This window comes from Sciscionella marina DSM 45152, from assembly GCF_000379465.1.
GTDB lineage: Bacteria > Actinomycetota > Actinomycetes > Mycobacteriales > Pseudonocardiaceae > Sciscionella > Sciscionella marina.
This window is the reverse complement of the sequence record NZ_KB905431.1, coordinates 1-11,125: the sequence shown is the minus strand read 5'-3', so window position 1 is coordinate 11,125 and position 11,125 is coordinate 1. Positions and strand designations below refer to the sequence as shown.

Below are 11,125 nucleotides of genomic sequence, written 5' to 3'. Positions count from 1 at the left end.
CGGATCGGCGACTGCACCACAATGCTGGCCATGGAGGAGCACGAGATCGTCGGCCGCGGGTCGATGGACCGGCTGTGGATCGTAGGCGAGACGGTGCGCCGCGAGCGCGGTGCGCATAGCGATACCGTCGCGACGCTGTTGACCCACTTGGAGCGACGAGGGTATCCGTACTCGCCGCGCTACCGCGGTATCGACGAGCAGGGCCGAGATGTGCTGACTCGCTTGCCTGGCGTGCCGGTGCCGACCTTGCGCGGCGACGACCAGCTTCGCGAGGTCGGCGGCGCGATCGCCACCTTCGCCGAAGCGGTGCGCGATTTCCGTGCCCCGCCGGGAGCGCTGTGGCGCAATCCGGAGGACTGGCCGCTGCACGGCGACACGGTGATCCACAACGATATCGCGCCGTGGAACATGCTGGAGCGCGACCAGCGACTGTGCGGGCTGGTCGACTTCGACTCGGCCCGGCCGGGCCGGGCGATCGAGGACGTGGCCTATGCGGCCTGGCACATGACCCCGTTGCATGACGAGCTGATGGGCGACGGTGCTGCCCCACCGGCTCTGGCCGAGCGTCCTCGGCGATTGCGGATCTTTGCCGATGCCTGCGGCCTGGACAGCCAACAACGCTGCCGGTTGCTCGACGAGGTGGCTCGAGTCCAGATCAACCAAGCCGCCCGGGTCGCTGCGGGCGCGCTCGGCCCGCGGGCTGATACCGCGCGGCACTGGGACAGCGGGCGGTTCACCGTCAACATCGCCCGCTCCCTGCTATGGCTCGACCACCATCGTGACCACCTCCAACAGACACTGACCTAAGCGCTACCTCGCAGAAACATTCCTGCCGGAGGTCCGGACGCGGATCCGCATCCGGACCTCCGGCGGGGTCCTTTGCGGCGCGTCGAGTCTGCCCCGGGCTCGTCCAGTGATGCTTCATGGCGATCGTGTTCTCTGGTGCAGCACGGGTGCAGACGGCGACTTCGGTGGAGCAGCGGTTCGGGCCCGAATCGGTTTCCCCTGCTGCTCGCTGTGCAGGTTGGTCGTGTAGTAGGTGGTGATCGTGGGGTTGGTCAGGACCGCGTCGAATGCCTGCGGTACGGGAGTAGGCAGGCTGGAGCTCTGAGCCCGGATGCGGTCCAGTCCTTCCGAGGGTGCGTTGCGGAGATTGGTGAGGCTGATGCCGGTGCCATATCCGGCGTCGATGACAGCGGCCTCGACACTTCCGGGCTCGGGGGTATCGAGGCGTTCCTCGGTGACGGTGAACCCGGCCTCGGCGTCCTCGGTTGGATGCATCTCGGCGACGTGCTCAGCGGTGTGGGTCTGAGCCAACGCCCGGTAGCTGTCGCCGAGCATGCGGTGGAGATAGTAGCCCGTGGGCAGGGTGGCGAGTTCCCCGTCGAAGTACACCGGGATTTTCTGATGTGGTTGTTGTTGGCGGCCAGTACGATGCGCGTACCCGGCTTGGCGCGGTCGAGGTGCCAACCCAGCGACTCGGCCATGTAGTGCTCCCGGACCGAGGCATCTGCTTCCATGCCGTGACCGGCGAAGATGTCGCGCATGGCGGTGAACATGTAGTCGGCGTGCAGGGCCGCCTCGAGATGACGCAACGCGAGATCGTAGCCAGCCTAGTCGCTGCGCGAGACATACAGCGGTTCCAGCGAACGAAATCGCAGCAGCAGCCGTGTCAACGAGGCGGTCAGTGCGTCCTGCTCGGCGCCGTCTAGCTGTGCCCATCCTGGGGCGGCCACGGCGACCGAGGTTCCGGTGAACCGGTCGGCGATGGCCAGCGCCCCACTCGACCAGGCCAACCACGTCGGGATCTACCTCGCGCAGGTAGTCGGCCAGCGGTTCCAGGGCCGGGCGAAGCTGGCCGCCGGCCGTGGGGGTGTCGACACCGACGGAGTGCAGCGGGTGCGCGCTGGTGCGGTTGTGTCGGCGCAGCCAGTGCACCAGTTCCGGGTTCACCCCGGCGTTCGTGGTCCCATCCACCGTGGCCAGGTAGGCATCGTCACCGTGGCCCTGCAGCCAGTGGTCCAACGCCGCGGCTTCGCTGAATCCGAACTCGAAGGCCACGACAGTGAATCCGCAGCGTTCGGCCAGGAAGCGCAGCACCCGCTGTCGAGTATGGGTGAACTCACCGACGAAGTGGGCACCTTCGCCCACGGCCACCACCTGCGCGTCGCCGACGATATCGCGCAGTGGTTCGAGATCGTCCAGAGGCGCGTTCACATCGAAACCACGCAGGACGCTGGTGCGCTCACAGAACCAGTCAGATAACGGTGTACGGAACGAGATATACGGTCAGTCATCAGTCCCTCAACTCTCGGTGTAGACACGAAAAGGATCACCGAAACGGGTGGGGACCCAAGCCGACTGGCTATACAAAACGAGTGGTGGGGCAACGGCCCGGCACCACCGAACCGGAGGAACATCACTCCGGCCCTCCGCACTCCCTGAGGAACGCGTCAGAGAAACAGACCCCCTGTAAGCATGGCATACACCATAGCAGTCGCTGATCACCTCGCACTGGCCAGACCAGCAGCGTTCGTTCCAGCCCCCTGAAGCACACCACCAGCACGCCCGCAGGGGGATCCGTCAGCGAGACGGTAGATAGCGATACAAAAAGCATCTTCTTGCATCACCCGGCTATACTGTGGTCATGACGAAAGCCATCACACTGCGCCTCGACGAGGCGGACCACAGCGCACTGCGCGAGCAGGCCGAGCGGCTCCAGGTCCAGCCCGGCACGCTGGCCCGGATGCTGGTTCACGCCGGCCTGAGCGGGAATGCTGCTGGTGGCGGGCGCCCGGAAGCTCAGCGGGCGCTGCAGCGGCTGGTGCGGCGTTCGCACCAGCCCCAGGCTGACGCCGTTGCGTTGGTTCGCGAGGCCCGCGCGGCGCTCGGTTCCGAGCGGTGAGCGTTGTCGTCGACGCCAACGTCCTGGTGGCGTTGCTGATTGCCGACGAACATCAGGCGGCGGCCAGTGCGCAGGTCGAGCAGTGGTTCGAGGCTGGCGAGCAACTGCATGCGCCAGCCGTACTGCCCTACGAGATCGCCAACGTGTTGGCGCGCTTAGTCTTCGAGGAGGCGTTTACCCAAGAGGAGGTCGACGACATCTGGCTTGATCTCGCGGCGTTCGACCTGCAGCTACACCCGTTCGCCCTCACCGAAAACGGACCCGCGATCGCGCGGGTCACCACCCAGCTACGGCGCCGCCACGCGACCGCCTCGACATATGTTTGTCTGGCCCAGCGGCTGGAAACTACGCTGTGGACCCTCGACGCTGCCCTGGCTCGCAATGCCAGTAATGTCGGACTCCCCGTCAAGCTCATCGACTGATTCAAGTCCACACCCACCCGAACGTCAACTCCGGCGACCAGCATCAGTCACACCGAAACGATGCGTAAGGGAAGCGGATGGATCAGTGGACGGGGTTATTGGTTGTGGGTGGTTTCCAGGGTGGCTTGGTAGGTGTCGCGGTCGAAGTGGTGTCCGTGGCGCCACACGCCGGTGATCTCGCCGGTGGCGGTGATCTCGCTGGTGGGGTCGCCGTCCACGAGCAGGAGGTCCGCTTGGCGGCCGGGTTCGATACGGCCACGGTCAGTCAGCCCAAACGCGTCGGCGGGGGCGCTGGTGGCGGCGGTCAGCGCCGCGGTCGGGGTCAGGCCGGCGTCGACGAGGGCGGCCAGCTCGGCATGCAGGCTCAGTCCGTGCCCCGCCCGCGGGTAAGCGACGTCGGTGCCGGCCAGAATCGGTACGCTGGCCTGCTGCAGCAGTCGGGTTGCCTGCTTCGTGTGCTCGGCGCTGGCCCAGTCCGGTGGTTGCCAGGACAGGTGCTCGCGCCAGTCGCTTTGTAGCGCAGTGCGTACCGCTGGGTCCAGGTACGGCCAGAGCCGCGGGTGGTCGACATAACCGGTCTCGCGCCGCCCCGAACTGTAGAGCATCTCGAAAATGGTGATGGTGGGGATCGCGAAGATCCCGGCCGCGGCGGCCTGCCGCACAAACGCCGCGTCTGGAAGTTGATCGACGAACAGGTGCGCCAACCCGTCGACTCCTGCCGCGACGCAGTGGCGGGCGTCGGCCTGGGTGCTGACATGGGCCACTGCCCGCAACTGCTGCGCGTGGGCTGCGGTGACCAGCGCGGTGATCATCTCCGGGCTCAGTCGTGGCTGACCGCCCCAGCCCATAGTCGAGCCGTCCTCGACCAGAATCTTGAGGTAATCGCTGCCCTCCCTGGCGCGGGCGCTGACGAACGCGGCCGCCTCGTCGGCGTGCGAGAGAGTCGGAAACGGCGGATAGACGCCCACCTCGACCAGTTGCGTGGGATGTCCGCTCGGTACGGTGGCGCCGATGCCAGCGCTACGGATGTCGGCGATATCGACGCGGCTGGCCGCTGCGGCGCGCAGTGGACCCAGCAGCTTGGGCACGCAAAACATGTCCAGTTCGGTGGTCACTCCGAATGCCAGGGCTTGCTCCAGCTCGGCGACGGTCAGGGTATGGGTGTGCGCATCGATCAGTCCGGGGAGCAGCGTGCCACCACTGCCCTCAACGATCTCGGCATCGCTCGGGGCCGGAAGCCCCGAGCCGACCTCGGCGATGACACCGTCGCGGACGAGCACCGAATCAGCGTCCACCACACTAGCACCATCGAAGACGCGTACATGGCGAATCAGGGCAGAGCAGGACGTGCCACTCGTTGATGAGCAGCCGTCTGTCGCAACAGAGGGCGTTACATCGCGAGGAAACACAGCAACCTCCGTGAGTGTGTTCCTCCGCCTCCGTCAATAACCTGACAGCTCCACTATAAGAGCACTGGAACATAGTCCTCAGCAGATCCTGCCCGTACGTCCGTGGTGGGACCCACTTGTGCTACGACGGTGACGCTGGGCGCGTGCATGGTGTCGACGCGCGTGCTCGCAGCGGCGCTCGCCGCCGCCGCGCCGATTCGTGCTTTGCAGCGCGGATTCTCCTCCAGGCGTAGCTATTGGCGTCGGACCTCGGGCGAGCCCGTCCTCGGGCGGCCTGGCTCCGTCGCGCCCGTATCGGTGGACGGCGATGTGCTCAGCAATCTGTTTCCCATTCTGCGAGGCGTTGCATGAGGCCGCCGGCGGCGAGCAGTTGCTCGGTCTCTGCCGGGGTGAGGGCCGCGGCGGTTGCCTGGACGAGCCAGCGCTCCCGTTCGTGTCGGTCGCGTTCGAGCAGTCGCTGGCCACTCGCTGTGAGGTGTAGGACGCGGCTGCGACCGTCGCGGGGTTCGGCTGCTGAGTCGCCAGACCTCGCTTGGACAGATCGCGCAGCGCGGTCGCGACGTTGGGCTTCTGCATCGCGACCGCTGCGGCGATGGCGGTTGGTGCGACGGGTCGGGTTCCTCGGCGATCGTCTCGATCCACACCTCGCCGGTGAACCATTCATCAGGTCCTCGCATGACGTCCAGTCGGCCGGACTCGGTGATGATCACGTCGGGTCTCCTTTCGTCTGGCCACGCAACAGCCGGATCGCACCGGTGATCGCGCGGTCAAAGGGTTCGCGCGTGCCGGCGGCACGCGCGAGCACGTAGCCGCCCTGCAGCACGGCGACGACGGCGGGTCGCCAAGGCGTCGGGCCCGTGCAGGTCGGGGTCTTGGGCCAACACCGCCCTGATCCGGGCCTGCAGGCTCGTGAACAGCCCGTCCACGGGCTCGCGCAGTCGATCGTCGGCCAGCACTTCGCGGTCTTGGGCGAGGCGGCCGACCGGACAGCCCAGCAGCGGGTCACGCTCTCGTTGCAAATAGCCGACCACGCACTCGACAGGTACACCCGATCCGCCCAGACATTCGTCGGCAGCCGGTTCCTCCCGTGCCGTGACACTCAATGTCACAGTCTATGGAAGCCAACCCGGCACGTACGAAGCTCCTGGCGCCCCGTCGGGGACCTTCCCACGAAACCAGCCTCAGAGCATTCCCATGCCACCGGGCCAAGGTCAGGTCGGTGTCTATATCAACGGCAATGATCCCGGGCTGATCGACAAGACTTCCGGCGTGACCTGCAACGCGACGCCATAACGCACTCAAGGTTCAGCAGTATCGAGGCCATCGGGGCGGTATACACGAACTGTTCGAGCAGCTACGCGCCCACGCTGTCGAGGACCGTTCACTCTTTCCCGACCTGGCTTCTCCCATAGCCCCGATCTCGTCCCTGACTGCGGGTCAGCACAAGTTGCCGCCCCACTCGCCGACGGTCGACTCCCCGTCGGGCCGAGTTGCGCCAACTCGCCCTCCCGACGCAGCGGAGCTCCCCTGGCCACCCACATCGTGCTGCCAGGTCAGGGGTAGGGCTTCTCGTGGGCGTTTAGAGCAGCCAGGCGAGCAGTGCCACGATGCCCAGCACTACGAGCGGACCAAGCACCTGGAAGAGGATGACCATCTTCCGCTGACCGCTACGACTGGTGGAGTACGGATCCCACATGTCCACCACCAGAGCATGCGCAGTCTGATACCGCAAGACAACTGTGTCGGCGGCGCGTGAAACTTAATGGTGGCCGCTGTGCGGTGTGGTCTGAAGAGTCCGCTGTGCGTGTCGCTGTTGCTACTGCGACGTCGAGAAACGCTGCAGCAGCGGGAGAGGGATGCCGGTCGGCGGCGGTGAGCAGGCCTCAGCTGTCGGCTGATCGGTGGCTCGGTGTCGATCGCGGCGAGGCGGCCGTCCTCGAGCGGTGGTGGTTGCAAGCGTGACGCCGATGCCTGCGCTGACAGACGGCGCCTCTCTGTGCAAGTTGATCCGGCTTGCGGGTTGTAGAAGGCCTGCTGGCGGGTCTGGGAAGTGACTGGTCCGAAGAGCCGATGTGCGGGGTGATCAGTCGGCCGCGCTGGACAATCGAGCCGCCCCCGGGGTGTCCTCCCGGGCCCGCCGCCTGAGAGTGCTCGTCGCGGATGAGCCGTCGGTAGGCAGTGTCGGACAGGCCCCAATGAGGCATCGTAAGGCTTCCTAGAAACTCGCTAGACCGGTCTCTATAATATGGTCATGATGGCATCACGTGGGGAAACGCGAGCACAGGTACTGCAGACGGCCAGCAGCCTGTTCAGCCGGCAGGGGTTCCACGCTACCGGCGTCACCCAGGTCTTGGCCGAGGCCGACGCCCCCAAGGGGTCGCTGTACTTCCACTTTCCTGGTGGCAAAGAACAGTTGGCCGCCGAAGCCGTCAGTGTGGGGGCAGGCGAGCTGGGGCAGGTCATAGACACCCTGATCGAACGCGCTCCGGATCCCGCGAGCGCTATCACCGCCATGGCTGATCTGCTGGTCGCGCGGTTGGAGGGCTCCGACTTCGCGGACGGCTGCCCGATCGCGACCGTCGCCTTGGATGCAGGCGCGGACAGTACCCCGATCCGCGCGGCCTGCCGCGCCGGTTATGACCAGTGGCTCGCCTCGATCGCCGGCTACTTCGCTGGTCTCGGCGTGTCCGCCGAGACCGCCTCCGAACTTGCGCTGCTCGCCCTCTCGTCCCTCGAAGGGGCGTTGCTACTCGCCAAGACACGGCGCGACACCGCCCCGTTGCACCGGGTCGCCGATCGTATCGCGGCCCTGATCACTCAGGAGGTTGCCGCATGAGAGACATCGATGTTTTCCTTACTGGCGGCACCGGCTTCATCGGCCGGTGGCTGCTGTCAGAGTTGACCGCCGACGGTCAACGCGTGGCCGTGTTGCTGCGCGGTGGCGGAAACAGGATCGGGGAGCTGTGCTCCTGGATCGAAGCCCACGGCGGGCGCGGCGATCTGATCCATGGCCTGGCCGGGGACCTCGCAGCGCCCGGCCTTGGACTCGACGCTGGCGATCGTGCGCTCGCCCGCACTACCCGCAGGGTGTTTCACCTCGGTGCTGCCATGTCCTTCGGTCTCGCGCCCGAGATCGCAGCACAGGTCAACGTCAAGGGATCTGAACGCATCACCGAGCTCGCCGCGTCCGCGCCGCACCTGCGGCGCCTGGTTTTGCTCAGTGGGTTCCAGCACCGACGCTCGGGCTGGCTGACAGCAAACCGCTACCACGATTCCAAGCTGGATGCTGACACACTCGTCCGCCAACTCGCCCACGCGCGGGGCGTCCCATTAACCACAGTGCACCCTGGCCCGGTTGTCGGTGACTCCCGCACCGGTGAGACCACCCAGTTCTGGGGCTGGCCGACCCTCGTACGCGCCCTCCATCGGGGTCGCTTGCCGATCGTTCCCGGCGGGCCAGGCCACTGGTTTCCGCTGCTGGCGGTCGACTACCTCGCCCGATTTCTTGCTGGCGCGCCGCAGCTCGATGAGACTCTTGATGGGCAGTACTGGCTCCTGCATGACGCGACCCCACCCCTGCACGAGCTACTCACCGCCGTCGCCGACGAGCTTGGTGTGCGAGCCCCACGGCTGCGTGTTCCCGTCCCGCTCGCGGCACTCGGCCTACGGGCAGGTTTGGACCGCTGGACGGGTTTGCCCGCCGAAGCCCTCACCTTCGTCAGTGACGACCGCTTCCCCACTGCCGAGGCACACCACGTTGCCACTGCACTCGACCTGACCGAACCCGATCCGATCCACCTGGCCCGCACCACCGCCCGGTTCCTGACCGTCAACGGCTTCCAAGCCGCCGCGCCGCAGCGCCAGCCATAACCCAGATCCGTGACCCACAAAATCGCAGCGCTAACACTCCAACTCTGGGCATCACGTGTGTGTCGGCCACAAGCCCGGCCCCGCTCCCACGGTTGATCCGGACGCCCACAGCTCCACTTCAATGACCACGCTGCGACACGGCCGCTGGTGTTGCGGCTCGGTTGGCGATTGAGTGTGTTTCCGCCAACGAAGGCCGGCCGGTTGAGCGTCGCCGGGCACGTGGGCCGTGGATTCGTGCGCGACCCTCGACGACGGTCGCCACCACGTTGGTCAGTCTGTCAGCAGTGCGACGGCGATGCGGGCGGTCTCGGTGCTGGTGGCCGCCCTCCGCATGCCCCCGACGTCAGAGCGGACCAGGGCCATACCTTCCATTAGGCCAACGAAGGTCTCCGCCCGCGCCCACCGGACATCGGCAGGCAAGTCTGGGCAACGGCCACCGATGAACTCGGCGACATGCTGGGCATAGCCGCGATAGAACTCGCGGACCACGGCCGCGATCGTCTCATCCCGCGCTGCCAGCGCCCAGATCTCCACGTACAACCGCACCAGTAGTGGGTCGTTCTGTTCGTCCAGCACCACGGCGACGACATGCTCGGGGTCGACGAACTGGTCTGCAGCGCCGGTACGCAACCCGGTGGCCTTCATCAGCCGGTTCAACGACCGTCGCAACACGCGATCCAACGCGGCACGGATCAATTCGGCACGACTCGGGAAGTAGTGCTGCAAGTGACCGACACGCACGCCCGCTTCGACGGCGATCACGCGCAACGAGGAGTCCACTCCTTGGTTGGTCATGACCCGCTCGGCGGCATCCAGTAGCGCCTCGTACTTGCGTGCACCCGCCTCGGTGAACCGGTGCTCGCGGGTGGCCGGATCGCCGGTCACGTCCGTGTCACCGTGACGCCCGCTTTCTCCAGCCAGCCGACGACGTCTTGCGGGCGGTCGGTCTGCTCGGGAAAGCTGATTCCGGTCGGCGCGGCGGGCACTTCGTCGCCAAGCACCCGGCGCAGACCGAATAGCCCACCGAGCGCCGTCAGGTGCGCCTGGCCCGCTGGATCGTCAATGGTCATCGACCGGTCACCACCCTCACCGCGCACATCGAACCGGATCCGCGCGCTGCCTCCTTTGCCCGGCGAGTACAGCAACGAACGTCGCAGCGACGTCCACCGATCGCTCCTGCCCCAGCGGAAGAAACCGACCCGCTTGGCTGCCAGCAGAACCGAGGTCGACGAGTTCGCACTGAAACCGATCCGGGTGATCGCGGTATCCACTCCCAACGTGAGCGGCAGAGTGAACTGCTCGGGCGTGTCGATCCTCGCCACTTTCGTGCGACGAGCGCCGATCTCAACCGTGCCCGCCTCGGACAGCGGCATCACCAGCCTGCGTTCACCGCGGCTGACCACCTCGAAGTCAAACCCCAGTCGGTCCATGAACTCCACCGAATCGGCACCCGCGCGGTCGTTCAGGTCGTACCGGATGGCAATCTCTACCTGCGACGCCCCGCCGAGCTCGTGCGCCAGCGCGGCCACCACCAGACTGGTCACACCGCCCATCCACGCCGACGAGAGCAGTACCGGGGCAGTCGGCCGGGTCACGGCGGCGCTCGCGGTGGCCCTGGCCAGTCGGGTGGTCCATCGTGTGATGTCGACGTAGGGCACCCCGGCGGACACGGCCGCGCGTAGTACCCGGTCCTCCGGATCGTTCACCGCACTGATCACCGCGCGCACCTTGGCCGTGAACGGCTCCGAGTCGGTCAGGTCCCAGCGCCGAACCTCGGCACCCAAATCCGCGGCCAGCGTCGCGCCACGTTGCGGTGTCCGCCCGGTCAGCAACAGCGGCCAGACAGGCGCAGCCAGGCGGGCCAGTTCGGCGCCGACCGTGCCATAACCGCCCACGATGAGGACCGGTCCGCGTGTGTCGAGTTGCAAGTTGTCGATCACCGCACCGAGAATAGGTCATGTGACCTAAATAAGCAACGATGTAGTGCATCAGCCCAAACCGGGTCGTGAACACTCATTGGGACGCGTCTGTATCTTCGTTACCTGGCCGAACCGGGGTGCTGATCGCAGGGTCGAGCCGATCCGGTGGGAGCACGAAGCGAGCCTGGACTAGCGACACTGGCTCGGACTAGTGGTCCGTCTGGATTTTGGTCTGGTGGAGCGTGGTGCGGCCGCGTCGGACCTTGGTGATGATCTCTTCGGTGGTGGCTTTCCACACGAACGGTTTCGGGTCGGTGTTCCAGTGTTGCGCCCACGCGGTGATGGCTTGTTTGAGGTCGTCAACGCTGGTGAATACGCCGCGTCGGAGCCGTTTGTCGGTCAATTCCTTGAANCAGCGTTCCACCACGTTCAGCCAGGAACTGGAGGTCGGGGTGAAGTGCAGGTGCCAGCGGCGGCGATCCTTGTGGGCCAGCCATGTCGTGACTTCGAGTGCGGTGTGAGCGGAGAGGTTGTCCAGTACGACGTGTACACCCAAGCCGCGCGGGACGGTCTTGTCGATCTGTGAAGAACCGCAGCACG

General features: G+C 66.3%; 14 protein-coding genes and 2 pseudogenes. 7 read left to right on the top strand and 9 right to left on the bottom strand.

Features of this window, described 5'->3' with window-relative positions:
- Positions 1-807 (top strand): phosphotransferase (locus A37U_RS48860; RefSeq protein WP_020497161.1); only part of this gene is annotated, 807 nt, incomplete at its 5' end.
- Between the two features lie 114 nt (positions 808-921).
- On the opposite strand, the gene A37U_RS53265 is transcribed toward A37U_RS48860, so the two are convergent.
- From A37U_RS53265 to A37U_RS55205, 4 genes and pseudogenes are all read right to left on the bottom strand, one after another.
- Complete coding sequence (locus tag A37U_RS53265; protein WP_020501470.1) at positions 922-1,395, bottom strand: TraB/GumN family protein; 474 nt, start codon at positions 1,393-1,395, stop codon at positions 922-924.
- Positions 1,396-1,436: 41 nt separating this feature from the next.
- Positions 1,437-1,487: pseudogene (locus A37U_RS55210) on the bottom strand (hypothetical protein); the annotation flags it as partial.
- Between the two features lie 126 nt (positions 1,488-1,613).
- The gene (locus A37U_RS53260) at positions 1,614-1,796 is read right to left on the bottom strand and encodes a hypothetical protein (protein ID WP_020501469.1); all 183 of its coding nucleotides are present in this window, start codon (positions 1,794-1,796) and stop codon (positions 1,614-1,616) included.
- Positions 1,750-2,061: pseudogene (locus A37U_RS55205) on the bottom strand (erythromycin esterase family protein); the annotation flags it as partial. The gene A37U_RS53260 and the pseudogene A37U_RS55205, both read right to left, overlap by 47 nt.
- Positions 2,062-2,112: 51 nt before the next feature.
- Between A37U_RS55205 and A37U_RS55200 the strand changes: the two are divergent.
- The 3 genes from A37U_RS55200 (at position 2,113) to A37U_RS0135745 (ending at position 3,327) form a co-directional block, all read left to right on the top strand.
- Entirely contained in the window at positions 2,113-2,265 is a 153-nt protein-coding gene (locus tag A37U_RS55200; RefSeq protein WP_420806280.1) for a hypothetical protein, read from the top strand.
- Between the two features lie 382 nt (positions 2,266-2,647).
- Positions 2,648-2,905, top strand: a complete 258-nt coding sequence (locus A37U_RS0135750; RefSeq protein ID WP_020501467.1) for a hypothetical protein — start codon at positions 2,648-2,650, stop codon at positions 2,903-2,905.
- Positions 2,902-3,327 (top strand): type II toxin-antitoxin system VapC family toxin, encoded by a 426-nt coding sequence (locus A37U_RS0135745; protein WP_020501466.1) that lies wholly within the window; start codon positions 2,902-2,904, stop codon positions 3,325-3,327. Before A37U_RS0135750 ends, A37U_RS0135745 begins: the two co-directional genes overlap by 4 nt.
- Positions 3,328-3,422: 95 nt before the next feature.
- On the opposite strand, the gene A37U_RS47020 is transcribed toward A37U_RS0135745, so the two are convergent.
- Positions 3,423-4,622, bottom strand: a complete 1,200-nt coding sequence (locus A37U_RS47020; protein ID WP_020501465.1) for an amidohydrolase family protein — start codon at positions 4,620-4,622, stop codon at positions 3,423-3,425.
- A 243-nt stretch (positions 4,623-4,865) separates the two neighbouring features.
- Between A37U_RS47020 and A37U_RS52270 the strand changes: the two genes are divergently transcribed.
- A complete protein-coding gene (locus A37U_RS52270) occupies positions 4,866-5,087 on the top strand; it encodes a hypothetical protein (RefSeq protein WP_157183245.1) in 222 nt (73 codons plus the stop codon).
- Positions 5,088-6,315: 1,228 nt separating this feature from the next.
- Here A37U_RS52270 and A37U_RS52265 read toward each other — a convergent pair.
- Positions 6,316-6,468 carry a hypothetical protein gene (locus A37U_RS52265; RefSeq protein ID WP_157183244.1) on the bottom strand — a complete coding sequence of 51 codons (153 nt, stop codon included), beginning with the start codon at positions 6,466-6,468 and terminating at the stop codon, positions 6,316-6,318.
- Positions 6,469-6,987: 519 nt separating this feature from the next.
- On the opposite strand from A37U_RS52265, the gene A37U_RS0135715 reads away from it, so the two are divergent.
- The gene (locus A37U_RS0135715) at positions 6,988-7,572 is read left to right on the top strand and encodes an LmrA/YxaF family transcription factor (RefSeq protein ID WP_338055150.1); all 585 of its coding nucleotides are present in this window, start codon (positions 6,988-6,990) and stop codon (positions 7,570-7,572) included.
- A complete protein-coding gene (locus A37U_RS47010) occupies positions 7,569-8,606 on the top strand; it encodes an SDR family oxidoreductase (RefSeq protein ID WP_020501459.1) in 1,038 nt (345 codons plus the stop codon). The genes A37U_RS0135715 and A37U_RS47010 overlap by 4 nt, the downstream gene beginning before the upstream one ends.
- A 270-nt stretch (positions 8,607-8,876) precedes the next feature.
- Here A37U_RS47010 and A37U_RS0135705 read toward each other — a convergent pair whose 3' ends face one another.
- The 3 genes from A37U_RS0135705 to A37U_RS0135695 all read right to left on the bottom strand — a co-directional run bounded on the left by A37U_RS0135705 (position 8,877) and on the right by A37U_RS0135695 (position 11,081).
- Positions 8,877-9,491 carry a TetR/AcrR family transcriptional regulator gene (locus A37U_RS0135705; RefSeq protein WP_020501458.1) on the bottom strand — a complete coding sequence of 205 codons (615 nt, stop codon included), beginning with the start codon at positions 9,489-9,491 and terminating at the stop codon, positions 8,877-8,879.
- Positions 9,488-10,546, bottom strand: a complete 1,059-nt coding sequence (locus tag A37U_RS0135700) for a saccharopine dehydrogenase family protein (RefSeq protein ID WP_020501457.1) — start codon at positions 10,544-10,546, stop codon at positions 9,488-9,490. The genes A37U_RS0135705 and A37U_RS0135700 overlap by 4 nt, the downstream gene beginning before the upstream one ends.
- A 187-nt stretch (positions 10,547-10,733) precedes the next feature.
- The gene (locus tag A37U_RS0135695; RefSeq protein ID WP_476707427.1) at positions 10,734-11,081 is read right to left on the bottom strand and encodes a transposase; all 348 of its coding nucleotides are present in this window, start codon (positions 11,079-11,081) and stop codon (positions 10,734-10,736) included.
- Positions 11,082-11,125: the final 44 nt, after the last annotated feature.